Genomic DNA, 24,771 nt, shown 5'->3' with positions numbered 1-24,771 from the left:
TGTTCAGCGCACTCGCTCGCACGTCGCCGCCTTGGCCAGCTCGGCGCCCAGCACCGACTTGACCGCCAGCGGCGTGTCGGTGGCGATCACGGTCACGCCCTGGCGCGCCAGGTCGCGGTATTCCGACACGTCGCCGTCGGCGGCGTATAGGTCGTCGCGGCGCACGCCTTCCCGGCCCAGGGTGCCGAACTGGACTTCGACCCCGGCCTCGCGCAGCGCGCGCCACAGGGCCGGCCGTTCCTCGCGCGTGCCGGTCCAGGCCAGGATCTGCGGGGCGTTCAGCCCCTGCAGGTCGTCCACGCCGCTCAGTCCGGCCGATATCATCATCTCCGGCGCCATGGCCGCCACCGCCCGCGCATCAGCCTCGTTATAGGTGATCAGGATCACCCGGTTTGACGCCCGCGACTGGCGCACCTGATCGATCACCGCCCGCGACAGATCGACGGTCGTCTCGCCGTCGGCGGGTTTCAGGTCGATGCTGGCGATGCCCCCGACGCGCCCGGCGGCGTCCAGCGCCTCGCCCAGGGTCGGCGGCGCGGCGCGGGTCAGGGCGCCGTTCGACGCCTTCAGCCGCGCCTGTTTCACCTGCGCCAGGGTCAGGTCCGCGACCCGCCCGCGCCCGGTGGTGGTCCGCTCCATCGTCTCGTCATGCATCAGCACCAGATGCCGGTCCTTGGTCAGAACGACGTCCAGCTCCAGGATCGCATTGGGAATGGCCCGTCCGGTCGCCTCGATGGCGGCGATGGAGTTTTCTGGCTGATCCATGGCCGAGACCGCCCGGTGCGCCGAGATCGCCACGCCGCCGTCCCGCACGCAGTCGAAATAGGCGGCCAAAGCCGGCCCTGCGACAGGCGTTGAACGGACAGGCGGCGCGCCGACGCAACCTGCCGTAGAAAGCAGCAGGATCACGGCGGCGGCGGCGGGGATTCGGGTCATGACAGTCTCCGGCAAGGCGGGCGGACCAGACGCTGCGCCGATCGTCGGGTCAAGAGGTCGGATCGCGCTTGCTCCGCGTCGCGCGCCGACGCATTTTGCCGCAACGACACGCGGGGAGCGAATCAACGTGCAGGATCTGGTGGGCCCCGCGATCGGGACCTTGGCGCTGGTCGCGCTGGGCGGCTATCTGCTCGGCTCGATTCCGTTCGGCGTGGTGATCACCCGCGCCGCCGGCGCCGGCGACGTGCGCAACATCGGGTCCGGCAATATCGGCGCGACCAATGTGCTGCGCACCGGCCGCAAGGATCTGGCCCTGGCCACCCTGTTGCTGGACGCCGGCAAGGGCGCCGTGGCCCTGCTGATCGCCCGCCACCTGTTCGACAGCGAGGTCGCGGGCGCCGTCGCCGGCGGCGCGGCCTTCCTGGGCCATCTGTTCCCCGTCTGGCTGGGCTTCAAGGGCGGCAAGGGCGTGGCCACCTTCTATGGCCTGCTGCTCGCCGCCGCCTGGCCGCTGGGCCTGATGGCGGGCGCCGTCTGGCTGCTCGCCGCCTTCCTGTTCCGCTATTCGTCGCTTGCGGCCCTGATCTCGGCGGCGACCGCGCCGCTACTGGCCCTGCTGCCGCTCGCTGTGGTCGGCCTGCCGGTGGGTCTGCCCATCCTCGCCCTGACCGTCTTCGCCGCCGTCCTGATCTGGGTGCGTCACCACCAGAACATCGCCCGGCTGCTGAAGGGCGAGGAACCGCGCATCGGGGCCAAGAAAGCGTGAGCCTGAGCCCGGCCGAACGCTTCGCCCGGCTGCGGCTCGCCCGCACCGACCGCATCGGTCCCGTCGCCTTCGCCCAACTCCTCGGCCGCTACGGCTCCGCCGCCAGCGCGCTGGACGCCCTGCCCGATCTGGTGCGCAAGTCCGGCGCCGCCTCCACGCCCCCGCCTGTCGAGGCGGTCGAGCGTGAGCTCGCCGCCGGCGACGCCATCGGCGCCCGCCTGCTGGTGCTGGGCGACGGCGACTATCCCGAAATGCTGGCCGCGCTGGATCCGCCCCCGCCCATCCTGTGGACGCGCGGCCGCGCCGACCTGCTGAACCAACCCAGCGTCGCCATCGTCGGCGCCCGCATCGCCTCGGCCGGCGGTCAACGCATCGCGCGCGGCCTGGCGCAGCAGCTGGGTCAGGCCGGCCACGTCGTCGTCTCGGGCATGGCGCGCGGCATCGACGCCGCGGCCCACGAAGGCAGCATGGAGACCGGCGCCGTCGCCGTCCTGGGCGGCGGCGTGAACGACATCTATCCGCCCGAACACGCCGACCTCTACGCCCGCCTGACGGATCAGGGCTGCATCGTCTCCGAAAGTCCCGTCGGCGCCCGCGCCCAGGCGCGCGACTTCCCCCGCCGCAACCGCATCATCTCGGGCCTGTCGCGCGGGGTCGTTGTGGTCGAGGCCGAGATCAGGTCCGGCTCCCTGATCACCGCCCGTCTCGCCGCCGAACAGGGGCGCGACGTCTTCGCCGTCCCCGGCTCGCCGCTGGATCCCCGTGCGCGCGGCCCCAACGAGCTGCTGCGTCAGGGTGCCATCCTGTGCGAAGGGATCGAGGACATCGACCGCGCCTTCAACACCCTGCGCACCCTGCGCGAGCCGGCGGCCGATCCGATGCGATTCGACGGCGACATCGACGACGCCTTCCTCGACCGCGTCGCCGCCCTGCTCTCGCCCACCCCGACGCCGCGCGACGAGATCGCCCGCGCCCTGAACACGCCCGTCTCCCAGGTCGCCGCCGCCCTGCTGGAACTCAGCCTGACCGGCCGCGCCGAACTGCTGCCCGGCGGGCTGGCGTCCATCTAGGCCGGCGGGTGGCCAGCCACGCCCGCGACCTGTTCCAGCATCCCCGCCAGCCGGGCGTCGCCCTCGTCGCGCGCCAGTCGGGCCATTTCCAGCGCCATGGCGCCGATGTATTCCCGCGTGGGAAAGGCCGCCGCCTCTATGTCGGATCGGAACTCCGGCGCGCTCGCCGATTGGGGGTGTGCCGTCGCCATGATCGCCTCCGTTGCCAGCCTCACAATCTAACCGCGTTTCATTAAAACACAACTACCTTGGGCTGTAAGACGACAGGTGCGATTGACACACGGCCCCGCTCCAACCACGTTCGCGCCCCTTCCCGAGACCGGACAGATATGAACCTCGTCATCGTCGAGAGCCCCGCAAAGGCCAAGACCATCAATAAGTATCTCGGCCCGGACTTCGAAGTCCTGGCCTCCTACGGCCACGTCCGCGACCTGCCGTCGAAGGACGGCTCGGTCCTGCCCGACGACGACTTCTCCATGCATTGGGAGGCCGACGCCAAGGGCGCCAAACGCCTGTCCGAAATCGCCGAGGCCGCCAAGCGCGCCGACCGCGTCATCCTGGCGACCGACCCCGACCGCGAAGGGGAAGCGATCAGCTGGCACGTGCTGGAAGTGCTGAACAAGAAGAAGGTGCTGAAGGACACGCACGTCGAGCGCGTCACCTTCAACGCCATCACCAAGTCCGCCGTCCTCGACGCCATGGCCGCCCCGCGCCAGATCGACATGGAGCTGGTGAACGCCTATCTGGCCCGCCGCGCCCTGGACTATCTGGTCGGCTTCACCCTCTCGCCGGTCCTTTGGCGCAAGCTGCCGGGCGCCCGCTCGGCCGGCCGAGTCCAGTCCGTCGCCCTGCGCATCGTCGTCGATCGCGAGATGGAGATCGAGAAGTTCAAGGCCCAGGAGTACTGGTCCATCGAGGCCGACCTGAACGCCGACAGCCCGCCCTTCACCGCCCGCCTGGTCAAGCATGAGGGCAAGCGGATCCAGCGCCTGGACATCAAGGACGAGGCGACCGCCGCCGCCGCCCGCGCGGCCATCGACGCCGGCGACTTCACCATCAACTCGGTCGAGAAGAAGCCCGTTCGCCGCAACCCGGCCCCGCCCTTCACCACCTCGACCCTGCAACAGGAAGCCTCGCGCAAACTGGGCTTCAGCGCCCAGCGCACCATGCAGGCGGCGCAGAAACTGTATGAGGGCGTGGACGAGACCGGCGGCCTGATCACCTATATGCGGACCGACGGCGTCCAGACCACGCCCGAGGGCATCGCCCAGGCGCGCGAGGTCATCAGCCAGGCGTTCGGCCCCGCCTTCGTTCCGCAGGAACCGCGCTATTACAAGACCAAGGCCAAGAATGCTCAGGAAGCGCACGAAGCGATCCGGCCGACAAACATCGCCCGCCACCCCGATTCCTTGCGCCTCGAATCCGATCTTCAGCGGCTTTATGAGCTGATCTGGAAACGGATGGTCGCCTCCCAGATGGAGGCAGCCCGCATGGACCGCACCACGGTCGATATCGAGACGCCCGACGGCCTGACAGCCTTACGCGCCACCGGCCAGGTGGTCACCTTCGACGGCTTCATGGCCGTCTATGAGGAAGGCCGCGACGAGAAGCAGAAGGGCGCGGAAGAGGACGAGAGCGACGACACCAGCCGCCTGCCGGCCCTGAAGGAAGGCGCCAAGGCCAAGGTCGACGCCATCCGCACCGACCAGCATTTCACCGAACCGCCCCCCCGCTATTCGGAAGCCACCCTGGTCAAGAAGCTGGAAGAGCTGGGCATCGGCCGGCCCTCGACCTACGCCTCGACCCTGTCCACCCTGCGCGACCGCGAATATGTCCGCGTCGACAAGAACCGCTTCTATCCCGAGGACAAGGGACGGCTGGTCACGGCCTTCCTGGAGCAGTTCTTCCGCAAATGGGTCGAATACGACTTCACCGCCGCTCTGGAGACGCGTCTGGACGAGGTGTCGGCCGGTCAGCTGGACTGGAAGGTGCTGCTGCGCGAGTTCTGGTCGGACTTCCACGCCGCGACCCAGGCCGCCGGCGAACTGCGCACCACGGCCATTCTGGACGCCCTGAACGAAAGCCTGGGCGCCCACATCTTCCCGGCCAAGGAAGACGGCTCGGACCCGCGCGAATGCCCCCTGTGTCACATCGGGCAACTCAGCCTGAAGACCAGCCGTTTCGGCGCCTTCATCGGCTGCGAGCGCTATCCGGACTGCAAATACACCCGCCCCGTCGCCAGCCCGTCGGCTGAAGACGGTTTGGCCGAGAGCGGCGACCGCGAACTGGGTATCGACCCTGAGACCGGCCAGCCGGTGCAGTTGAAGATCGGCCGCTTCGGCCCCTATGTCGAAATCACGCCGCCCGAGGGTGAAAAGCCCAAACGCTCGTCCCTGCCCAAGGGCTGGTCGCCGGCCTCCCTGTCTCTGGACCAGGCCCTGCGTCTGCTGGCCCTGCCGCGCGAGGTCGGGGTCCACCCCGAGGACGGCAAGATGATCACGGCGGGCCTGGGCCGTTACGGACCCTTCGTCCTGCACGCCGGCACCTATGCGAACGTCTCGGACATCGACGAGGTGTTCGAGGTCGGTCTGAACCGCGCCGTCGCCCTGCTGGCCGAAAAGCGCGCCGGCCGTCCCGGCCGCGGCGCCGCCACGGCCCCGCTGAAGGACCTGGGCGCCCACCCGGAAACGGGCGAACCGATCCATGTCATGGCCGGCCGCTTCGGTCCCTACGTCAAGTCCGGCAAGATCAACGCCACCCTGCCGAAAGGCACGGCGCCCGAAGACCTGACCCTGGAAGACGCCCTGCCCCTGCTCGCCGCCAAGGCCGGCGCCGCGCCCAAGAAGAAGGCCCCGGCCGCCAAGAAGGCCGCAGCCCCGAAAAAGGCCGCAGCCAAGAAACCGGCCGCGAAGAAGGCCCCCGCTAAGAAGGCCGCAAAGCCGAAGACCGAAGACTGATCCCTCTCCCGTTGGGAGAGGGCTTGAGCGCCCGAGAGCGTCAGCGATCGGCCTTCGCGCGAAAGGGTGAGGGTCACGGTGTTGCGAACTGGCCCACCGCCCGACCCTCACCCGGCCCTTCGGACCACCCTCTCCCAACGGGAGAGGGAAAGGATAGTGCGTGGCGCGAATCCCCCGCGCCCCCTATCTTCCTGCCCTCATGCCCATCCGCCGCCTCTCCCCCGAAACCGTCAACCGCATCGCCGCCGGCGAGGTGGTCGAGCGGCCGGCCAGCGCCATCAAGGAGCTGGTCGAGAACGCCCTGGACGCCGGGGGCCGCAATATCGAGATCCAGGCCGACGGCGGGGGCCTGTCGCGCATCCTGATCGCCGACGACGGCAAGGGCATTCCCAAGGCCGAACTGCCGCTCGCCATCGAACGCCACGCCACCTCCAAGCTGGAGCCCGACGACGCCGGCGACGTGGACCTGCTGCGCATCCACACCCTGGGCTTCCGGGGCGAGGCCCTGCCGTCGATCGGCTCGGTCGCCCGGCTGTCGATCACCACCCGATCCCGCGACGAAGCCGAGGCCTGGACCATTCAGGTCGAGGGCGGCGAGACCCGTCCCCTGGCCCCCGCCCCCTTCCCCGGCCCACACGGCGCGCGGGTCGAGGTGCGCGACCTCTTCTACGCCACCCCCGCCCGGCTCAAGTTCATGAAGTCCGAACGGTCCGAGGCCATGGCCATCTCGGAGGAGATCAAGCGCCAGGCCATGGCGCACGAGGCCGTCGCCTTCACCCTGTCGCTGGACGGCAAGGTCACCCTGCGTCTGCCCGCCGAACACCCCGGCGACGAGGGCCGGCTGAAACGCCTGTCCGCCCTGCTGGGCCGCGACTTCGAGGCCAACGCCCTGTTGATCGATCAGGAGCGGGACGGCGTTCGCCTGTCGGGCTATGCTGGCCTACCCACCTATTCGCGCGGCAATGCGGCGCATCAGTATCTGTTCGTCAACGGCCGCCCGGTGAAGGATCGCCTGCTGCAAGGGGCCCTGCGCGGCGCCTACGCCGACTTCCTGGCCAGGGATCGGCACCCGGCCGCCGTCCTGTTCCTGGACATCGATCCCCTCTATGTCGACGTCAACGTGCACCCGGCCAAGGCCGAGGTCCGGTTCCGCGATCCGGCCCTGGTGCGCGGCCTGATCGTCGGCGCCCTGAGACACGCGCTCCACGCCGCCGGCCACCGCGCCTCCACCACCGTCGCCGCCGATGCGATGGCGGGGTTCCAGCCCCACACCGGCGTCTCAATCGGTCCTGCCTACAGCCCCAGCGCCCCCTCGGCCCAGGGTTTCAGCGGCTGGACCGGCTGGTCCCAGCCCGCCGCAGCCGCCCAAGTCCTGCCCGGCTTCAACGAACGCAGCGCCCGCGTCGAACCGTCCTGGGACGCCCCGTCATGGCCCCAGCAAGCGCCCGCCGACCCCGCCAGTCACGACTCACCCTTCACCAATCACGCCCCGACCGACCCCCTCGACTACCCCCTGGGCGCCGCGCGGGGTCAGTTGCACGCCAACTATATCGTGGCCCAGACCCGCGACGGCCTGGTCATCGTCGATCAGCACGCCGCCCACGAGCGGCTGGTCTATGAGCGGATGAAGGCCCAGATGGCCGAGGGGTCCGTGACCCGCCAGGCCCTGCTGACGCCCGAGGTGGTCGATCTGGACCCGGCCGAGGCCGAACGCGTCGCCTCGCGCGCCGAGGAACTGGCCGAGATGGGCCTGATCGTCGAGGCCTTCGGCGCCGGCGCCGTCCTGGTGCGCGAGACCCCGGCCATGCTGGGCGACACGGACGTCCAGGGCCTGATCCGCGACATCGCCGACGATCTGGCCGAACACGGCCTGGCCCTGTCGCTCAAGGAACGCCTCGCCGCCATCTGCGGCACCATGGCCTGCCACGGCAGCGTCCGCTCCGGCCGCGTCCTCTCGGCCCCCGAAATGAACGCCCTGCTCCGCCAGATGGAAGCCACCCCCCACTCCGGCCAATGCAACCACGGCCGGCCGACCTATGTGGAGCTGAAACTGCACGATCTGGAGAAGCTGTTTGGGCGACGGTGAATGGTGAGCGGTGAGTAGCGGACGTTCAGCAGCCAGCGTCGTGCGCCCGCGCCCCATGCTCCCCCATCCTCGTCATCCCAGGGCTCGTCCCTGGGATCCAGACTCCCGGTCCCGACACCGGCGCACCTTGCGGACACACCGGGAGTCTGGATCCTCGCCACAAGGGCGAGGATGACGCGATGTGAAGGTGCTCCAACGGTTAGTTCAGGACTTCAGTACTTGGCGGTGCTGGGATTCAATCCCGCGAACTCGGTGACCGATCTTAGTTTTTTGCTCAACTTCAGCAGTGGCAGCGAACGCCTTCCGAGCCTCGGATAAATTCAAGTGTGACCGCTTTGGAAGCCGTAAACCGTTCGGCGTAACAACAACCCCAGTAACTACGCCCTCACCCCGCATATACCGTCGCTCTTTTTTATTGTTGAGACGTAGCCCTGTCTTGTGGATTTCCTGCTTTATGGCCCAAAGCAATGACTCGGGCACTCTGTCGCCGGATATTGTCAGATCGTCCATGTAAACCGTGACCCGGCAGCCAGATCCTGCTGCCAGATTTGCTACGTTCAACCACATATCCTCATGAGCCAAATAGGCCATCACCGGACTCAGCGGACTGCCTGTCGGCAGCTGCCCGTTCAGGGTAGCGAGGTGAGCTAATGTCCAAGCGGTGTCGCTCGGCATGCATAGGCGCTTACTGAAGAACCAGAACACCCGCTTCCAAGTCGTCGACTGAAAGTAAGCAGACACGTCCATCGTGACGATTTCAGCGGCCCCTACATGGTGACGAGCGTTTGTGACATAGGACCTCCCCTTTACGGGACACGTCAGAAACTCCGGTGGCTCAATCAAGGCAAGGAGCGTCGCCAACCGCGCTTGCACCCTTTTAAGCTGTGGCTTGGGGTTCTCGATATGACGAGTTTTGCCCTTAGCGCTGACGTCATCCCATTCTGTATAGCCGCGCTCCCCCAAGGCAGCCATCGCCTTAAGGGAGCGGACATCCGTTTTCAGAAGGGCCGCCAACCGCCGGTGGTTACCTAACTTATGCAGTGGTGACAGTTTGAGCGGGTGGGGCCGGGGGAGCGTTTTCACCGTCTAGATCCTCCCCCGATTGAGCATCAATATAGTCCATAATCGCCAGCACTTTCCTTGAAACAAAAGTTCTGGCCCGTTCAGATGGCCTGTCGCCGTCCATTTGTTCGGAGAAAAATAGTATTGAAGAAAGAGGTATATCCAAAACATCAGCATAACCATTCAAAAGGTTAAGTGTCGGATCCTTCTTTCCTCCTTCAATCTCCGAAATCCATGATTTCGTTACGCCAAGCCTCTGAGCCATTTCAGTCTGCGATAGACCCTTAAATCTCCGCAGCAGCGTCAGAGCTTTACTTATCATATAACCTCCAGTTGAGTAACAAGACTGGGTGGCAGAAGACTATCTGTCGAACAGTCGGACTATTTCAACGGCCAAGCGACCGAGAGAAATCAACGTCCGGGCTGTCGTGATGTTGAAAAAGCAGCGCAGCCACTTTCGCTCCATCTTCGAAGTCCGCTGCCCCTGCCGTTGGTCGTCATCAGGACCTAACGTCATGGTAGGTTCTCCCTCATCGCAGACCTGCACTATGCGGGCCTGTCTCGCCGGTGATGCGGAAGTGGAGAACGGCAGTTTTAACCCAGCTTGCACCTGGCGCGCCGTCGCCGGGCGCGCCCGATCTCGCGGGACCGGGATGTCGCCTAGAGGCGGTCACCACGTGCCCTTGAGGGGGCGGGAGACCTAAATCCCCCACGGGTCGCACTGGCGCGACCCAAGGTATGGCGATGCCCTCCACCTGTTAACGACTTGGACACCATACCAGACGTTCGCCGTCCGTCAACTGTGTTCGCTGTCAGCGAACACCGCGCATAAACTTTTACCATCTTGAGTTGGCTAAAACGGACAAAGCTATTGAACTAGATACCGATGTGCGAAGATTCCCCATGCCCTCCATCCTCTTCGTCTGCCTCGGCAACATCTGTCGCTCGCCCCTCGCCGAGGCCGCCCTGCGCGCCGAGGCTGAGCGGCTCCGCCTCGATCTGATCGTCGATTCCGCCGGGACCGGGGACTGGCATGCGGGCGAGCCGCCGGACCCGAGGGCGCAGGCGACGGCGCGGCGGCATGGGGTCGAGATTTCGGGGTTGCGGGCGCGGCAGGTGACGCCGGCCGATTTCCGCCGCTTCACCCATGTGGTGGCCCTGGACCACGACAATCTGGCCAACCTGCGCCGCCTGGCCCCCGCCGACGCCACCGCCGAACTCAGTCTGCTGCTCGACCACGTCCCCGGTCGCGAGGGTCAGGCCGTGACCGACCCTTATTTCGGCGACGACGCCGGGTTCGAGATCACCTGGGCCGAGGTGACGGCCGCCGCGCGCGGTCTGGTCGCCAAACTCTGACACCCTCTCCCGTTGGGAGAGGGCTTGAGCGCCCGAGAGCGCGAGCGATCGGCCTTCGCGCGAAAGGGTGAGGGTCGCATGTTGGACCCGAGCCCCTGCGACGGCTGACGCCGACGGATGGAGCCGACCCTCATCCGGCGCTCAGCGCCACCTTCTCCCAACGGGAGAAGGACAGGACGCGCCCACGTCCGCATCTGACGTAGCATTGGTTTACGGCTGCGGTCATGACCGACGTCTATCGCATCCGCGCCGCTCAAACCTGGGCCCAGGCCCGCGCCGACTATCTTTCCGGCCTCAGCGCCGAGGCCGTCTGTCGCCGCCACGACCTGGGCCTGTCCGCCTTTCGCCGTCGCGCCCGCAAATACGGCTGGCGGCGCAGCGATCAGGTCGAGCCGCCGCCCGGCGAGATCGACCTGAGCCTCTATGAGGACGTGGGCATAGACCATCTGGCCCGGACCGCCCGACTGCATTTCATCGAGGCGACGGAGGCCGGTCGCGCCACCGACGCGCGCCGCTGGCAGCGCCTGTGGCTGGAACTTCGCGACGCGTGCCGCGAAGCCGATGCCGAATTCTTCAAGGGCATGAGCCGCGAAGAGACCCAGGCCCTGTTGGCGCAGGAACGCCGCGAGATCGAAGAGGAGGACGAGGCCCTGCTGGGTCCGCCGCCTGAGGACTGATCCCGTTGCGATCCGCTCGCAAAAATCTGCACTAAAGTGCACTCAAAAAATTGGAGTGCACTTTTCCCGCTCAGGCGGTCGGGGTCAGGACCTTGAGGAACAGCACCCGCGCCGCGCCATAGTCGCGCGCGTCCAGCCGCTGATAGCCGGGCGTGTCGATCTCCGGCTCGTCCGACCCGCGCTCGAACACCACCAGGGCGCCGGGCTTGAGCCAGTTCCCCTCCAACAGCCGCAGCAGCGTCTGTTCCCCCAGCCCCTTGCCATAGGGCGGGTCCAGGAAGGCGATGTCGAAGGCCTCGCCGTCCGATCCGGGCCGGACGCCCAAGTCCGTGGCGCTGCGCCGATGCACGCGGGTGCGCCCCATGACCCCATAGGCGTCGGCGTTCTCGCGGATGGCGCCGCGCGCCCCGTCGTCCGTCTCGACGAACAGGCAGAAACCCGCCCCCCGGCTGACCGCCTCGAACCCCAGGGCGCCCGATCCGGCGTACAGGTCGATGACCCGCGCGCCCTGCAGGCTCTCAGCCCAGGCGGCATGTTCCAGCACATTGAACACCGCCTGCCGCGCCCGGTCAGAGGTCGGGCGCGTGCCCTGCCCCTCCGGCGCGACGATGGCCCGGCCCTTCAAGCTGCCGGCGACGATCCGCACGGCGTCAGGCCTGCGGCGGCGCGAACTGCGCCCACAGCTGTTCGGTTGTCAGGCGCGGCCGGTCGCCCGCCAGCGCATAGGCCGCCGGCTTGCTCTCGATGCAGAACTCGTCCTCCAGCGCGAAGGCCGCCGGATCGTCGAACGCCTGGGCCGAGACCATAGTGATCCCGCCGTCGTTGGCGCGCCAGAACAGGCCGGTCCCGCAGGCCGGGCAGAACTGCCGCGTCGCCCAATCGGACGAGGCGTAGGTCGCCACATCGCCCTGGACCTCGACGCTGTCGCCGCAATCGACGCTGAACAGGATGCCGCCCGACTGCCGTCGGCAGGTGGTACAATGGCAGGCGTGCATGCCGCCGTTCGGCGTGGCGGTGAAGGTCACCGCGCCGCACAGGCACCGGCCGGACAGGCGTGCATCCATCGTCAGGTCTCCGTTCGCCCCTTAGCGCGGCGTGCGGGGCTTGCCCCCCGGCGCGCGACCGCTGGTGCCCGAAGGCCCCGCCGGCTTGCCGCCTCCGGTGCGGGGCGGCCGGACCTCGCGACTGCTGCCGCTCGCGCCGAACCCGCGCGGCTTGAAGTCCCGCTTGCCGTCGTCGGCCCCCGCCGTGCGGGGCTTGTACTCGCGCTTGGGCCCGTCGCTGCTGCGCGCCGGAGCGCCCTCACGCGGCGTATAGGTGCGGGCCGGACGGTCGCCGTCCTCGCGGGGCGTGTAGGCGCGCGCCGGGCGTTCGCCGTCCTCGCGGGGCTTGTAGGTCTTCTTGGGGTGGACGGTGCGGGGCGTCGCCTTGGCCCAGCCTTCCTTCTTGGGCGGCCGCTCGCGGCGCTCGACCGCGTCGGCCTGGGCCGTCTCGGCGGCGCGGACCCGGCTGGGCTTGCGCGACGGGTCCGACATGGCCGAGCCCGAGTTGCCCTTGAGGATCGGCGTGGAGACGCGACGGCCGGGAATGGGCGCAGGCGTCTCGACCGTATTGCCGGTCGGCAGGTTCTCGGGCCGGATGTAGTCGGCCAGCAGCTCGCGGATCACGCGCGGCCCGATCTCCTCGACCGACCCGACGGGCAGGACGTCCAGGCGGAACGGACCATAGGCCAGGCGGATCAGGCGGTTGACCGTCAGGCCCACGGACTCCAGCACCTTGCGGACTTCGCGGTTCTTGCCTTCGGTGATCGAGACCGAGATCCACAGATTGCTCGGCGTGCGGCCGTCCTCGGATTTGGACTCCTTGGCCTTGTCCAGCGTCGCCACCATGGGACCGTAAGAGATGCCCTCCACGACGGCGCCGTTCTTCAGCTCGTCCAGCTGCGCCTGGGTGATCTTGCCCCGCGCCCGCGCCCGGTACTGACGCACCAGCCCGGCCGAAGGCAGCTCCATCGCCCGGCTCAGCTCGCCGTCGTTGGTCAGCAGCAGCAGGCCTTCGGTCGACAGATCCAGCCGTCCGATCGAGATCACGCGCGGCAGGCCGGCCGGCAGGGCGTCGAACACCGTCGGGCGTCCGGTCGGATCCCTGTGGCTGGTCAGCAGGCCGGCGGGCTTGTGATAGCGCCAGACGCGCGTCGCCTGGGTCGAACCCATGGGCTTGCCGTCCACGGTGATCACGTCGTCGCGCGTCACCAGGGTCGCGGGCGTGTCCAGGATGCGGCCGTTGACCGCCACCTTGCCCAGGCCGATCAGCCGCTCGACCTCGCGGCGCGAGGCGATGCCCGCGCGGGCCATGGTCTTGGCGATTCGCTCGGCGCGCAGGGGCGTGTCGGGCGTCTTGGACGGCTTTCCGTCCTTGCCCGCGCGCGGCTTGTCGCCGCGATCAGGCTTGTCGCCGAACCGCTTGGGGCCGTCTTCGCGAGGGCTGCGTGGCTTGTCGCCATAGGATTTCGTCCCGTCGCCGCTCTTGCGGGGACCGGAGGATTTAAAGGGCCGGGGCGACCGTTCGTCTTGACGGGCGCGGGGCTTCTTGTCGTTGTCGTCTGTATGGCGGACCATGATGAGCGGTTCATGCGCATGGCGCTGGACCAAGCGCAAGCGGCGGCGGACGCAGGAGAGGTGCCTGTGGGCGCAATTCTTGTCGATCCTGCCTCAGGTGAGGTAATTTCGACCGGCGCCAACGGTCCGATCGCGTCACACGACCCCACCGCCCATGCCGAGATCGTGGCCATGCGGCGCGCGGCGACGGCGCTCGACAACTACCGCCTGACCGGCCTGACCCTCTATGTGACGCTGGAGCCGTGCGCCATGTGCGCCGGCGCCATCAGCCACGCCCGCATCGGCCGTGTCGTCTGGGCCGCCGACGATCCCAAGGGCGGCGCGGTGATCCACGGCCCTCGCCTGTTCGAACAACCCACCTGCCACTGGCGCCCGACGACGGACTCAGGTCTTCTGGGGCAAGAGGCGTCCACCCTGCTCAAGTCCTTCTTCCGTCAACGGCGGGGAACGGCCACAGGCGGCGCACGTTAGAACGCCGCGAAAAGCTGCGCTGTTGGGCGCCGCCGTGGAGGGAATGTCGTTGTTCAAGCCGGATCTGCCGCAGTCGATCGTCTTCAGCGGCCTCGCCGCGCTTGCTCTGTTGACCGCCTGCGGTCCCAACCCCGACAAGGCGCCCACCACCGGCGACGAGGTCAAGGACCGCGCCATCGAGGCCCAGACCGCCCGCCAGCGCACCGGCGCCGAGATCCAGGACCGCACCCTGAACCGCGTCGTCCACACCGTCTATCTGTGCGACAACGGGGAGCGCCTGTCGGTCGATTTCGACAATCCGCGCCAGATGGCTACCATCCGGAACTCGTCCGGCGAGGCCATCGACCTGTATCAGGAACGCGCCGCCGACGGCATATGGTACCGCGCCTCCAACGTCGAACTGCGCGGCAAGGGCGTCCTCGCCACCTGGTCCGTCGAAGGCCGCCAGCCGACGCAATGTCGCGCGGTGGACTAAAACCTAGCCTCTGCGCGAGGTCGGTCGCGGCGCGAGCCGACCCAGCGCATCCGCATTGTCCCGCCCCCAGGCGTAGAGCAGTTCGACCAGCTCCACGAACCGCGCGCCCAGGTCCGTCAGCCGGTATTCGACGGCGGGCGGCATCGTCTCCAGCACATGGCGGCTGATCAGGCCGCTGACCTCCATCTCGCGCAGCGTCTGGGTCAACATCTTCTTGGACACCCCCGGCAAGCTGCGCAGCAGGACGCCGGCCCGCGCACAGCCGCCATGACGCGCATGCAGGGTGTGCAGGACCATGCTGGTCCATTTGGTCGCGAACAGCTCCAGCACCCGCCGGGGCGCGCAGTCCTCGCGCCAGTCCTCGTCTTCGCCGCCTGCCTGCATGATGGTCGCCTTTCGGGACCCAGGTCCCCAAATGGTGCCTTCTAGCGACCCGGCGTCGCCCCCACTAGGTGATGGGCGAACGAAGAGGAGACGACCATGTCCAAAACAGCCCTTGTGGTGGGATCCAGCGGCATCGCCGGCGGCGCCGTCGCGGCCGAACTCGTGTCGCAAGGCTGGTCGGTGCTGGGCCTCGCCCGCCGTCCTGTCGCGCAGGCGGGCGTCACGCCCATTGTCGCTGACCTCCACGATCCGGCGGCGACAGCGGCGGCCCTCGCCGATGTCCGCCCCGACGCCGTCTTCTTCACCACATGGGCGCGCCAGGCGACAGAGGCCGAGAACATCCGCGTCAACGCCGCCATGGTCCGCACCGTGCTGGACGCCGTGCGCCCGGCGGCCTCGGTGCGCCATGTCGCCCTGGTCACCGGCCTGAAACACTACCTCGGCCCGTTCGAGGCCTATGGCCAGGGCGTCCTGCCCCAGACGCCGTTCCACGAGGAACAGGGCCGACTGGATATCGACAACTTCTACTACGCCCAGGAGGACGAGGTCTTCTCGGCCGCCGAACGCGACGGCTTCGCCTGGAGTATCCACCGCCCCCACACCATCATCGGCAAGGCCGTCGGCAACGCCATGAACATGGGAACCACCCTGGCCGCCTACGCCAGCCTGTGCCGCGAGACAGGCCGTCCGTTCCGCTTCCCCGGTTCCGAGGCCCAGTGGAACGGCCTGACCGACATGACCAGCGCGACCCAGTTGGCGCGTCACTTGGTCTGGGCTGCAACCACGCCCGCCGCCGCCAACCAGGCCTTTAACGTCGTCAACGGCGATGTCTTCCGCTGGAAGTGGATGTGGGGACGGATCGCGGACTGGTTCGGCCTTAAGCCCGCCGAGTTCGACGGGACACTCTCTCCGCTGGAGACCCAGATGGCCGGCGACCACGCCGTCTGGCGCCGGATCGCCGAGCGCGAGAACCTGATCGAGCCCGATCTGGATCGGCTGGCCTCGCCCTGGCACACCGACGCCGACCTCGGCCGCCCCATCGAGGTGGTGACCGACATGGGCAAGAGCCGCCGCCTGGGCTTCCTCGACTACCAACCCACCGACGACGCCTTCTTCGCCCTGTTCGAGCAGCTGAGGGCCGAACGCCTGATCCCCTGACGCCTCTAGGACGGTTCAGCTCCGAGCAGACGCAGTTGCTCGGCGGCGTTGGTGTTGGCCGGATCCAGCACGAGCGACCGCTGGTAGTTCTCCCTAGCCCGCGCACGGTCGCCTGACTTTGCATAGGCCTCGGCCAGGCTGTCGGCTGAAGATCACCTTCATCGGGGCCAGGGCGTCAGCGACCCGGTCCCTGGACAGCAGCCGATAGCCCCAGTTGTTCAGATCGCTTTCCGGCAGCGCGCCGGCGCCGTCGCGTGCTGCGAGTTCCACCGCAACCCGCCCGGCCTGATCGAACCCTTCCATCCCTATTGGATTTCGAGCAGCACGGCTTAAATGCCGATACCTCGCTGAATGGACTCTTGATCATGGCCGACTACGACTACGACCTCTTCGTCATCGGCGCCGGTTCGGGCGGGGTGCGGGCGGCGCGGTTGACGGCGCTGGACGGCAAGAAGGTTGCGGTTGCCGAGGAATACCGGGTCGGCGGCACCTGCGTCATTCGCGGCTGCGTGCCCAAGAAGTTCATGGTTATGGCCTCCGAAGTCAGCCACGCGCTGGAAATCGCCGAAGGCTACGGCTGGTCCTTCGACAACGCCCGGTTCGACTGGCCCACCTTCCTGGAGGCCAAGGACGTCGAGATCGCGCGCCTGTCAGGCATCTACGCCGCCAACCTGGGCAAGGCCGGGGTCGAACTGGTTCACGGCCGCGCGGTCCTGAAGGACGCCCATACGGTCGAGATTGTCGGCAAGAACCAGACCTTCACGGCCGAGAAGATCCTGATCGCCACCGGCGGCCGCCCGTGGAAGCCGGAAAGCCTGCCCGGCATCGAACACGCCATCACCTCGGAAGAGGCTTTCCACCTGCCCGAACTGCCCAAGCGAATCCTGATCGCGGGCGGCGGCTATATCGCGGTGGAGTTCGCGGGCATCTTCGCCGGTCTGGGCGTCGAGACCACCCTAATCTATCGTGGCCCCAACATCCTGCGCGGCTTCGATGACGACGTGCGCGCGCACCTGGCCGGCGAGATCGAGAAGCGCGGCATCAAGGTCGTCCTGGGCTGCCAGCACGAGAAGATCGAAAAGACCGCTGCCGGTCTGGTCAATCACCTCGAAAACGGCATGAAGCTGGAAGCCGACGTGGTCATGTTCGCCACCGGCCGCATCCCCTACGTCAAGGACCTGGGCCTGGAGGCTGCCGGCGTCGAGCTGAATGACGAGGGTGCGATCAAGGTCGATCCCTATTCGAAGACCACGGCCGATAATATCTGGGCCATCGGCGACGTGACCGACCGGATGAACCTGACGCCCGTCGCCATCCGCGAGGCGGTCGCCTTCCACCAGACCGTCTATCGCGGCAACCCCCAGCACTTCGACTACGAGGCCGTGGCCACCGCCGTCTTCAGTCAGCCGCCGGTCGGCGTGGTGGGCCTCAGCGAGTCCGAGGCGCGCCGGTCATGCTCGAACGGCGTGGACGTCTACGTCACCCGCTTCCGCCCGATGAAATACGCCTTCACCGGCTCGGACGAGCGGGTGCTGATGAAGCTGGTGGTCGATGCCGACAGCCAGCGCGTCGTCGGCGTTCACATCGTCGGCCCCGAAAGCCCTGAGATGATTCAGCTCGCCGCCATCGCCGTGAAGGCCGGCCTGACCAAGGCCCAGTGGGACGCCACCTGCGCCGTCCATCCGACCATGGCCGAGGAACTGGTCACCCTGAAAGAGAAGCAGTCGGGCGCCACCTCGGCCGGCTGACGCCCTTACGGACGGGGCCGGTCGCGGAACCGTTCCAGTAGGTCCAGCCGCGCACTGAACGGAACCGGCGTCACCGTCGGCCCGGCGTTGCCGAAATTCATCAGTCGGGTATCCCCTGACCTGGCGCGCGGCCATTCGATGCGACCGACGCCATTGGGATCGCCCGAACGCGCGAAGGCGGTCCAGTAGCCGATCACGGCCTCAGACGCCTTGCGATCCCGATCCTCGACCGGATACGGCAGGGTGTTCAACGTGCCGAACACATAGGGCCGCTCGATCGCATGGGTCGCCCCGCCGTGCGGCTCGGGGTTCTGCGGCGACGAGATGTCGAACCGGTAGAGCCAAGCCGGATGACCGGCCTTGTCGTGCAGCCGCGCCAGCATCCGCGCCGGCTCCGAAAACACCAGATCCGTTATGGACAGCCTGTCGAACGCCTCCGGCCCGCCATAGGCCTGGACCGCATCGGCCCGCTCCAGCCAGGTCATGTCGTCGTCGATCTGGCCATAACCGTTGCAGTCCGTCGGCCGCATCCACCAGAACTCGGCGCTGTTCGTGCCGATGATCAGCGGAACCGGCGCCTGCCGTCCCGCCTTGAACGCCGCCTCGACCGTGGACGGCACGATCCGCCCGTCGATCAGGCTCAGGTCGCCATTGGCGAACACCGGCGGAGGCGTCAGGAACATCTCGGCCGGCGCGGCGCGCAGATCGGCGGCGGTCCTCAGACCCGCGCCGAACGACCAGACCTCGCCCCGCTCGCGCGCCGACGGGGCGCCGTGGGGGCCCTTCTTGTCCAACGGCGTCTGCAACTCGCGCCCCAGGCCCGACTGCACCACGGCCCGGTCGAACAGGCCCCGCGCCGGCGGCGAGATCATCAGCCGCGTCACGATGGCGCCGCCCGCCGACTCGCCGAAGATAGTGACGTTCTCGGGATCGCCGCCGAAGTCCGCGATATTGGCGCGCACCCATTTCAGCGCCGCCGTCACGTCCATCAGGCCATAGTTGCCCGCCGCCTCGCCTGCCGGTCGCTCGGCCGCCAGCGCCGGGTGATCGAAGAAGCCCAGCCGCCCCAGCCGATAGTTGAGCGTCACCACGACGATGCCGCGCTTGGCCACCGTCGTGCCGTCATACAGCGGCGCCGTGCCGGACCCGTTCACCAGACCGCCGCCGTGGATCCACACCATGACCGGCGCCGGCTGGCGTGTGCCCACCGGCCGCCAGACGTTCAGGTTCAGGCAGTCCTCGCTCATCGGCAGAGGTCCCACGCCGGGATCGCCGTTCGGCGGCGCCTGGATACACATGGGCCCATAGGTCGAGGCGTCGCGCTGTCCCTCCCAGGTCGGGGCTGCGCCCGGCGGGCGCCAGCGTCGCTCTGCCGTCGGCGGCGCGGCGTAGGGGATATTCTTGAACGCGGCCACGTCGGCATCGGCGCGTCCGATCAGGACGCCTTGCTGAATGCGGACGGTGGGCTGGTCGGCTGCGGGCGCCATCATGAGCGAGAGGGTGGCGAAGACGCCGGCGATTGTCATCCTCGCTGATTAGCAAATCCTGAGATCGCGCCAATGACCTTGCGATCACAGTTCACGACATCTCGCTGTAGAACCGATTTAGAAATCGTGCGTTATCGCCAAGCTGGACGGGGTAGGCGTTGAACGACACGACACAATCAAGCGACCTGACCGTCGATCTGGGCGCGGCCTTCGAGGCTTCGCCCAACCCGTATCTGTTGCTCACGCCCGACCTGCGGATCGCAGAATTCAATCAAGCCTATGTGGAGGTCACGGGCGCCAAGCGCAGCGAGGTGATCGGCCAGCTTCTGTTCGCCGCCTTCGACTCCGGCCCCGGAACCGAGGCGCCGGAAAACGTGCGACAGGTCCGCGCCTCTCTGGAAAAGGCGCGCGATACCCGACAACGCGATCACCTCGCCGTCGTGCGCTATTCGATGCCTAAGACCTTGCCAGACGGCAGCGAGGTCTTCGTCGAGCGCATCTGGAGCGCCACCCACACGCCGATCCTGAACGACGCAGGCGAGGTGGTGCTGCTGCTCCAGCACACCATGGACGTCACGGACCTTTCCCCGAACATTCAGCCGGACGAGCCGACGACGGCGCTGGACGCCATCATAGGCGGATCGGTCCTGCGTCGCGCCCAGTCGGTCCAGGAAGACAATCGTCGCCTGGAGACTGAGCGCAATCGCCTGGTCGAAATGTTCATGCAGGCTCCGGGCTTCGTCGCCATTCTGTCTGGTCCGGAACACCGGTTCCAGATGCACAACGACGCCTATAGCCAGCTCATCGGCCACCGCGACATCGCCGGCAAGTCCGTGCGCGAGGCCCTGCCGGAGCTGGAGGGCCAGGGCTTCTATGACTTTCTGGACGAAGTCTTCGCGACCGGCGAACCCTATGAGGGCCGCGAGAGCGTGGCCCAGCTACAGCGCACGCCCGACGGCCCGCTAGAAACCGTCTATCTGAACTTCATCTACCAGCCGATCCGTGACGATGCGGGCGTGGTCGTCGGCATCTTCGTCCAGGGCCACGAGATCACCGAGAATGTCCTGGCCGCCCAGCGCCAGAAGCTGATGATCGACGAACTGAATCACCGGGTGAAGAACACCCTGGCCACGGTTCAGTCGATCGCCATCCAGACCGCGCGTTCCAACACTGACCCGGCCAGCTTCGCCGAGACCTTCCAGTCGCGGATCATGGCCCTGTCGCACACCCACAATCTGCTGACGCAAAGCCATTGGGAAGGCGCCGACCTGCGCGCCATCCTGGAGCACGAGACGGAAGCCTACGGCCATACCCGCATCAGTCTGAACGGGCCGCCCGTGTCGTTGGAGCCCGCCATCGTGCTATCTCTGGGCATGATCTTCCACGAACTGGCCACCAACGCCGCCAAATATGGCGCGCTCCACACACCGGAAGGTCGCATACTGATCGACTGGGCGTTGGCGGATCAACGCGCGCCCAGGCTCAAGCTCAGCTGGCGCGAAATGGGCGGGCCGACGGTTGCGGCGCCGGTCAGAAGAGGCTTTGGTAGCCGCTTGATTGAACGAAACATTCGCCATGATCTGGCGGGCGAGATTGATCTGGTCTACGCCCCTGATGGATTGATCGCGGAACTGACGGTTCCGCTCGACAGGACGGCTTCACGATGACCCAACCCCTGAGCGGCCGCCGCGTCCTGGTCGTCGAGGACGAATCCCTCGTCGCCATGCTTCTGGAGACGATCCTGGAAGACATGGAATGCATTCCGGTCGGTCCGGCGTCCAACATCGACGACGGCGAGACCCTGGCCCGAGATACGGCCGACCTCGACGCCGCCCTCCTGGACGTCAACGTCGCCGGTCGTCAGGTCTTCCCGGTCGCCGAGGTCCTGAAGGCGCGCGGCGTGCCGTTCGTCTTCTCGACGGGCTATGGCGAAGGCGGCCTGCCCGAAGAATGGCGCGGCCAACCCACCATCCAGAAACCCTTTACCGAAGCCGCCATCCGCGACGCCCTGATGAAGGCCATGGGCGTCGCCCAGGCCTGAGCCCTAACTCGGCATCCGCCGCGGCGCGAACCAACCGACGTCGGTGCGTTGCACAGAACCCGCGACCGCCAGAACCGCCAGAGTATGGTCGATCATTCGGCGTGCCCGTGGCCTGCTGCCCTCGAACTCGGCGACCAGGGCTGAAGGCGGCATCGGGACGCCTGCCTTGCGCAGGATGGAGAGCAGGCTTGAGGCGAGAGCGCCAGGTTCCTCTGGTAGGAACATCTTCTCACGCGACGCCGGCAGGCTGGGTTGAACAGGCTTCATCGCCCCGCCCTGCCTGACCTTCCCGGCTTGGTATCCCGCGCGCAGGAAGCGAACATCGCCCCTCGCCTCCTGTTCGGCACGCGCCTGATTCAGCACGATAAGGCGATCCACGATCTGGCTGTCCGTCAGGTCGTCAGGCCAGCCGTAGGCATGGGCGACCAGCCGATCGAGACGCTGGTGCAGGTGATCCAGAACACCCACACATCCGGCTTCCTGAGCGACGCGTTCCGCTTCCGTCAGCAGTTCGCCGCCCATCCGCGCCCGGGCATTGTACAATCCGGTCATCGTCAAAGCAGCGTGGCGACCCAAAACGTCGGACCGCAGCCTATCCAGTTCTTCGGCGAGTACGCCGATCTCGGCTGCCAAATCGCCCTTCATTTCGGGAAAAGGAAACGCGTCGAAACAGGCGCCTTTCACATAGACGGCCTCGCGCTCGTATTCGCCGATCCGGCCTGCATTGGCAGCGAACCACGCCCGATGTTGCCGTGAGGACAGCACGCCCAGCACGGCGGGATCGTCGCTGGCGATCACAACCAGCTTGTTGTCCGGCAAGGTCGCCGCATCCATGAAGCGGAACCACCGATGTTTGGCCGTCTCGACAGTGACGATGTAGCGGTTCAGGCCTTCCAGTGCGGTTCGGAGATCGCGACGCGGCTCACCGAAAATCCACCAGTGGTCGCGATAGGCAGCCCTGTTGTTGCGATCCCGATCCGGCTTCACCGTCTCCAACAGATGCTGGAAGAGCAGCGGATGACGTCGCCGCGCCTCCCCTTCGTCCCAGCCGAAGAAGTCGATGACCTGAACACCCCGCGGCCGGTCGGCCAAATCCCGCCCGTTGCGATAGTCGCGAACCGGGGACGGCGCCTGCGGGTCCGACCCCGACAACAGCGCCTTCGCCCTCGCCGGGGAGACTTGAAATCCTGCCCCCATCAACTGCACGCCGCGATAGGCCAAGCCCGCATTAGCCTTCAACGCCCCGACCCGCGTCAGCCGGCTGTCCAGCATCAGATCGGCGCCGATGTCGCCATGCCTTTCCTCGAACGTCAGCGCCTCCGCATCGCGGGCCTTCAGCCATCGCCCCTGGCCGTCCGGTTCGCCCCGCTCGGCGACGGACATAGCGATGCGCACGTCGGCGCATCCGACGCCCTTGACCCAGGGATGATCCGGGATCGCGAATGCCAGACGGATCGACGGATCTCTGTCGAGGTGATGCTCAAGCACGCGACGCGAGAAGGTCTGAGTGATCGAGTTGGTCGTGATGAAGCCGAACCGCCGCAGGATCGACCCGGGCTGGGTCAGGATTTCGGCCGCGCGGTCCCACCAGGCCGTCACGAAATCCGCAGACAGAAACCGCCCGCCCCTGATCGTTGCCAAGGCGTCGACATAGCCGTCGCCAAGCTCACGCCTCAGGTCCTTGCCGCCGATGAAGGGCGGGTTGCCGACGATGAAATGGACCGGAGGCCAGGGCTTCGGACGCGGATCGACGTAACGGACGGTTTCGCGCTCCCAGTCTCTCTCGAACAGAGGCCGGCCTTTGCGATCACCGTCCGGCGCACGGCTATGAACGGCGCTGTCGCGAACGATCTCGATACGCGCATATTCCAACAGCGCGTCCGATCGCTCGATGGTGCGAAAGTCTTTCAGGATCGGCTCGCTGGGCATGGCGTCGCCGGACACGCGGAAATGCCACTGGAGATGGCCGATCCACATGACCATCTCGGCGATCCAGGCGGCGTTGGCGTTCTTCTCCAGCCCATAGAACTGCTCGGGACTGACCACATGGCCTTCCAGGGCCAGAATGCCCTGATGCTCGCCCATCTCGCCCAGGGTGCTGACGACCTCTTCTTCCAACTCCTTCATCATTCGCATCGCGACATAGAGGAAGTTGCCGGTGCCGCAGGCTGGATCCAGCACACGCACCTTGCACAGCTGTTCGTGGAAGCCACGGATCAGACGGCGCGCACCCAAGGGATCACCATTCAGATACAGGCCGATGGCCTGGGCTTCGACCGCCTCCCAATCCGAGCGTAACGGCTCCATGATCGTCGGCTCGATCAGGCGCTCGACAAAGGCGCGTGGCGTGTAGTGGGCGCCCAGTTCAGCGCGTTCCGCTGGATCAAGCGCCTGCTCCAGCAGGGCGCCGAAGATCGCGGGCTCGACATTGGCCCAATCGCATCGCGCCGCTGCGATCAGCGCCGATAACTCGTCTTCTGTGATCGGGATCGGGTCCACGCGATGATAGAGCCCCCCGTTGAACCGCCGGATACGCTCCTGCGTCGCCAGGCAGTGCCCGCCTTCATCCATCGTCCTGAAGAATATCCGCGCGGCATCGTGAAATCGCTCGGCCTTGGAGCGATAGCTTTCCAGCAGCCCAAGGAATCCCCGGTCATCGATCAGCCTGACGCTGTCGGCGAACATGGCGAAGATGCACTGCATGACGAACAACGCCGTCTTTTCGGCCTGAGCCGAAGCGTCCACCCGGTCCAGCCCGGCCTGCCGTCGGTTGTTGATCGATCTCACCAGCCAGGCCAGCCGCGACGCGATGGCCGTGGTCACCTCGGCCGCCTTGGCGGCCGGGTCCAGCGACATGGGCTCTGTCCAGACCCGGCGCAGGCGGTCCATCACCTCGGGCGAGCGAAGCTGATCCAGGGTGATCCGATAACCTGCACGGTCGGGGAACGGCGCGTAGATCTTACCCTGACGCGCGAAGTCGGACCAAAGCTCGATCGATCGCCCGACGTCCATGATCACCAGAAACGGCGGCCATTCATCCAGCGCCTTGGCGTAGTTCTCGGCCTGACGCTTGGCCGTCCGCATCAGCCGATCCAGCGCGTCCTGCGATGGCGCACGCGATTTGGCCGTGGAGCGCGAAAACAGAGCCAGTTGAACGACCGGATCGAAAGGCCCGCCCTCGCGCCGCTTCTGCGACTGCTTCGCCTCAAGCACGAAACAATCGCGCTTGGCGCAGTCGATGTAGCCAGACTGGCTGGACCCGTCGTCATGCCGAAATCGAACCGGCCGTTCGAAGCAGTAGTCCAGGTCGCCGGTCCGTTCATCATCCGGCGCCGGCGCTCCGATCAGGCGACACAGTTGGATGATAAAGGTCTGGTAGTGGGCCCGTTCGCTGATCGGAACGCTCGACCAATGGGCGATGAAGGCCTCGACATCGTCTGATTGTTTCCCCTGCAAGGAAACAATCTAGGGTTATTATA

General features: G+C 67.0%; 22 protein-coding genes. 12 read left to right on the top strand and 10 right to left on the bottom strand.

Annotated elements, in window-relative coordinates; translation table 11 throughout:
• Positions 1–3 precede the first annotated feature (3 nt).
• Positions 4–936, bottom strand: a complete 933-nt coding sequence (locus ACK4MH_RS03905; protein WP_409715034.1) for a glycerophosphodiester phosphodiesterase family protein — start codon at positions 934–936, stop codon at positions 4–6.
• Between the two features lie 127 nt (positions 937–1,063).
• On the opposite strand from ACK4MH_RS03905, the gene plsY reads away from it, so the two are divergent.
• Together plsY and dprA are read left to right on the top strand one after the other, a co-directional pair.
• The gene (plsY, locus tag ACK4MH_RS03900; protein WP_409715031.1) at positions 1,064–1,702 is read left to right on the top strand and encodes a glycerol-3-phosphate 1-O-acyltransferase PlsY; all 639 of its coding nucleotides are present in this window, start codon (positions 1,064–1,066) and stop codon (positions 1,700–1,702) included.
• The gene (dprA, locus tag ACK4MH_RS03895) at positions 1,699–2,772 is read left to right on the top strand and encodes a DNA-processing protein DprA (protein WP_409715028.1); all 1,074 of its coding nucleotides are present in this window, start codon (positions 1,699–1,701) and stop codon (positions 2,770–2,772) included. The genes plsY and dprA overlap by 4 nt, the downstream gene beginning before the upstream one ends.
• Here dprA and ACK4MH_RS03890 read toward each other — a convergent pair.
• A complete protein-coding gene (locus tag ACK4MH_RS03890) occupies positions 2,769–2,963 on the bottom strand; it encodes a hypothetical protein (RefSeq protein WP_409715025.1) in 195 nt (64 codons plus the stop codon). The genes dprA and ACK4MH_RS03890 overlap by 4 nt on opposite strands.
• Positions 2,964–3,101: 138 nt before the next feature.
• On the opposite strand from ACK4MH_RS03890, the gene topA reads away from it, so the two are divergent.
• Together topA and mutL are read left to right on the top strand one after the other, a co-directional pair.
• On the top strand, positions 3,102–5,729 hold the full coding sequence (gene topA, locus ACK4MH_RS03885; RefSeq protein ID WP_409715022.1) for a type I DNA topoisomerase: 2,628 nt from the start codon (positions 3,102–3,104) through the stop codon (positions 5,727–5,729).
• 199 nt (positions 5,730–5,928) lie between these two features.
• Entirely contained in the window at positions 5,929–7,815 is a 1,887-nt protein-coding gene (gene mutL / locus ACK4MH_RS03880; RefSeq protein ID WP_409715380.1) for a DNA mismatch repair endonuclease MutL, read from the top strand.
• A 204-nt stretch (positions 7,816–8,019) separates the two neighbouring features.
• Here mutL and ACK4MH_RS03875 read toward each other — a convergent pair whose 3' ends face one another.
• On the bottom strand, positions 8,020–8,898 hold the full coding sequence (locus ACK4MH_RS03875) for a reverse transcriptase family protein (protein WP_409715019.1): 879 nt from the start codon (positions 8,896–8,898) through the stop codon (positions 8,020–8,022).
• Positions 8,849–9,199, bottom strand: coding sequence for a helix-turn-helix domain-containing protein (locus tag ACK4MH_RS03870; RefSeq protein ID WP_409715016.1), 351 nt, complete (start codon positions 9,197–9,199; stop codon positions 8,849–8,851). The genes ACK4MH_RS03875 and ACK4MH_RS03870 overlap by 50 nt, the downstream gene beginning before the upstream one ends.
• Positions 9,200–9,780: 581 nt before the next feature.
• Here ACK4MH_RS03870 and ACK4MH_RS03865 point away from each other — a divergent pair.
• Entirely contained in the window at positions 9,781–10,233 is a 453-nt protein-coding gene (locus tag ACK4MH_RS03865; RefSeq protein ID WP_409715013.1) for a low molecular weight protein-tyrosine-phosphatase, read from the top strand.
• Between the two features lie 224 nt (positions 10,234–10,457).
• A complete protein-coding gene (locus tag ACK4MH_RS03860; RefSeq protein ID WP_409715010.1) occupies positions 10,458–10,910 on the top strand; it encodes a hypothetical protein in 453 nt (150 codons plus the stop codon).
• 70 nt (positions 10,911–10,980) lie between these two features.
• On the opposite strand, the gene rsmD is transcribed toward ACK4MH_RS03860, so the two are convergent.
• Genes rsmD through ACK4MH_RS03845 form a run of 3 tightly spaced genes read right to left on the bottom strand, consistent with a single transcriptional unit; the run spans position 10,981 to position 13,528 of the window.
• Complete coding sequence (gene rsmD / locus ACK4MH_RS03855; RefSeq protein ID WP_409715007.1) at positions 10,981–11,556, bottom strand: 16S rRNA (guanine(966)-N(2))-methyltransferase RsmD; 576 nt, start codon at positions 11,554–11,556, stop codon at positions 10,981–10,983.
• Positions 11,557–11,560: 4 nt separating this feature from the next.
• Complete coding sequence (locus ACK4MH_RS03850; RefSeq protein WP_409715004.1) at positions 11,561–11,974, bottom strand: GFA family protein; 414 nt, start codon at positions 11,972–11,974, stop codon at positions 11,561–11,563.
• A 21-nt stretch (positions 11,975–11,995) separates the two neighbouring features.
• Positions 11,996–13,528, bottom strand: coding sequence for a pseudouridine synthase (locus ACK4MH_RS03845; protein ID WP_409715000.1), 1,533 nt, complete (start codon positions 13,526–13,528; stop codon positions 11,996–11,998).
• Positions 13,529–13,540: 12 nt separating this feature from the next.
• Between ACK4MH_RS03845 and tadA the strand changes: the two genes are divergently transcribed.
• Positions 13,541–13,999 carry a tRNA adenosine(34) deaminase TadA gene (gene tadA / locus ACK4MH_RS03840; RefSeq protein WP_409714997.1) on the top strand — a complete coding sequence of 153 codons (459 nt, stop codon included), beginning with the start codon at positions 13,541–13,543 and terminating at the stop codon, positions 13,997–13,999.
• 43 nt (positions 14,000–14,042) lie between these two features.
• Positions 14,043–14,474 carry an MliC family protein gene (locus tag ACK4MH_RS03835; protein ID WP_409714994.1) on the top strand — a complete coding sequence of 144 codons (432 nt, stop codon included), beginning with the start codon at positions 14,043–14,045 and terminating at the stop codon, positions 14,472–14,474.
• A gap of 3 nt (positions 14,475–14,477) precedes the next feature.
• Here the strand turns inward: ACK4MH_RS03835 and ACK4MH_RS03830 are convergent, their stop codons facing one another.
• Positions 14,478–14,858: a winged helix-turn-helix transcriptional regulator gene (locus ACK4MH_RS03830; RefSeq protein ID WP_409714991.1), complete on the bottom strand. Its 381-nt coding sequence runs from the start codon at positions 14,856–14,858 to the stop codon at positions 14,478–14,480.
• Positions 14,859–14,954: 96 nt separating this feature from the next.
• Here ACK4MH_RS03830 and ACK4MH_RS03825 point away from each other — a divergent pair, with 96 nt between their 5' ends.
• Together ACK4MH_RS03825 and gor are read left to right on the top strand one after the other, a co-directional pair.
• The gene (locus ACK4MH_RS03825) at positions 14,955–16,016 is read left to right on the top strand and encodes an SDR family oxidoreductase (protein WP_409714988.1); all 1,062 of its coding nucleotides are present in this window, start codon (positions 14,955–14,957) and stop codon (positions 16,014–16,016) included.
• A 365-nt stretch (positions 16,017–16,381) separates the two neighbouring features.
• Positions 16,382–17,764, top strand: a complete 1,383-nt coding sequence (gene gor / locus ACK4MH_RS03820; protein ID WP_409714985.1) for a glutathione-disulfide reductase — start codon at positions 16,382–16,384, stop codon at positions 17,762–17,764.
• A 5-nt stretch (positions 17,765–17,769) separates the two neighbouring features.
• On the opposite strand, the gene ACK4MH_RS03815 is transcribed toward gor, so the two are convergent.
• Complete coding sequence (locus tag ACK4MH_RS03815) at positions 17,770–19,290, bottom strand: carboxylesterase/lipase family protein (protein WP_409714982.1); 1,521 nt, start codon at positions 19,288–19,290, stop codon at positions 17,770–17,772.
• Positions 19,291–19,409: 119 nt separating this feature from the next.
• Here ACK4MH_RS03815 and ACK4MH_RS03810 point away from each other — a divergent pair, with 119 nt between their 5' ends.
• Both ACK4MH_RS03810 and ACK4MH_RS03805 read left to right on the top strand, forming a co-directional pair.
• On the top strand, positions 19,410–20,918 hold the full coding sequence (locus tag ACK4MH_RS03810; protein ID WP_409714979.1) for a sensor histidine kinase: 1,509 nt from the start codon (positions 19,410–19,412) through the stop codon (positions 20,916–20,918).
• A complete protein-coding gene (locus ACK4MH_RS03805) occupies positions 20,915–21,292 on the top strand; it encodes a response regulator (RefSeq protein WP_409714977.1) in 378 nt (125 codons plus the stop codon). Before ACK4MH_RS03810 ends, ACK4MH_RS03805 begins: the two co-directional genes overlap by 4 nt.
• A 3-nt stretch (positions 21,293–21,295) precedes the next feature.
• Here the strand turns inward: ACK4MH_RS03805 and ACK4MH_RS03800 are convergent, their stop codons facing one another.
• Complete coding sequence (locus tag ACK4MH_RS03800; RefSeq protein ID WP_409714974.1) at positions 21,296–24,748, bottom strand: class I SAM-dependent DNA methyltransferase; 3,453 nt, start codon at positions 24,746–24,748, stop codon at positions 21,296–21,298.
• Positions 24,749–24,771 lie beyond the last annotated feature (23 nt).

It is taken from the genome of Brevundimonas sp., assembly GCF_046295075.1.
In the GTDB taxonomy this organism is placed as follows: domain Bacteria; phylum Pseudomonadota; class Alphaproteobacteria; order Caulobacterales; family Caulobacteraceae; genus Brevundimonas.
This window is presented reverse-complemented; position numbering and strand designations above follow the sequence as displayed.

Bases quoted from the DNA above. Each gene is read 5' to 3' on its own strand.
- ACK4MH_RS03815 (WP_409714982.1), bottom strand. From the start codon at position 19,290: ATGACAATCGCCGGCGTCTTCGCCACCCTCTCGCTCATGATGGCGCCC.
- ACK4MH_RS03860 (WP_409715010.1), top strand. From the start codon at position 10,458: ATGACCGACGTCTATCGCATCCGCGCCGCTCAAACCTGGGCCCAGGCC.
- ACK4MH_RS03850 (WP_409715004.1), bottom strand. From the start codon at position 11,974: ATGGATGCACGCCTGTCCGGCCGGTGCCTGTGCGGCGCGGTGACCTTC.
- ACK4MH_RS03805 (WP_409714977.1), top strand. From the start codon at position 20,915: ATGACCCAACCCCTGAGCGGCCGCCGCGTCCTGGTCGTCGAGGACGAA.
- ACK4MH_RS03865 (WP_409715013.1), top strand. From the start codon at position 9,781: ATGCCCTCCATCCTCTTCGTCTGCCTCGGCAACATCTGTCGCTCGCCC.
- ACK4MH_RS03870 (WP_409715016.1), bottom strand. From the start codon at position 9,199: ATGATAAGTAAAGCTCTGACGCTGCTGCGGAGATTTAAGGGTCTATCG.
- ACK4MH_RS03835 (WP_409714994.1), top strand. From the start codon at position 14,043: ATGTCGTTGTTCAAGCCGGATCTGCCGCAGTCGATCGTCTTCAGCGGC.
- ACK4MH_RS03845 (WP_409715000.1), bottom strand. From the start codon at position 13,528: ATGGTCCGCCATACAGACGACAACGACAAGAAGCCCCGCGCCCGTCAA.
- ACK4MH_RS03825 (WP_409714988.1), top strand. From the start codon at position 14,955: ATGTCCAAAACAGCCCTTGTGGTGGGATCCAGCGGCATCGCCGGCGGC.
- ACK4MH_RS03890 (WP_409715025.1), bottom strand. From the start codon at position 2,963: ATGGCGACGGCACACCCCCAATCGGCGAGCGCGCCGGAGTTCCGATCC.
- topA (WP_409715022.1), top strand. From the start codon at position 3,102: ATGAACCTCGTCATCGTCGAGAGCCCCGCAAAGGCCAAGACCATCAAT.
- mutL (WP_409715380.1), top strand. From the start codon at position 5,929: ATGCCCATCCGCCGCCTCTCCCCCGAAACCGTCAACCGCATCGCCGCC.
- gor (WP_409714985.1), top strand. From the start codon at position 16,382: ATGGCCGACTACGACTACGACCTCTTCGTCATCGGCGCCGGTTCGGGC.
- ACK4MH_RS03905 (WP_409715034.1), bottom strand. From the start codon at position 936: ATGACCCGAATCCCCGCCGCCGCCGCCGTGATCCTGCTGCTTTCTACG.
- tadA (WP_409714997.1), top strand. From the start codon at position 13,541: ATGCGCATGGCGCTGGACCAAGCGCAAGCGGCGGCGGACGCAGGAGAG.
- ACK4MH_RS03830 (WP_409714991.1), bottom strand. From the start codon at position 14,858: ATGCAGGCAGGCGGCGAAGACGAGGACTGGCGCGAGGACTGCGCGCCC.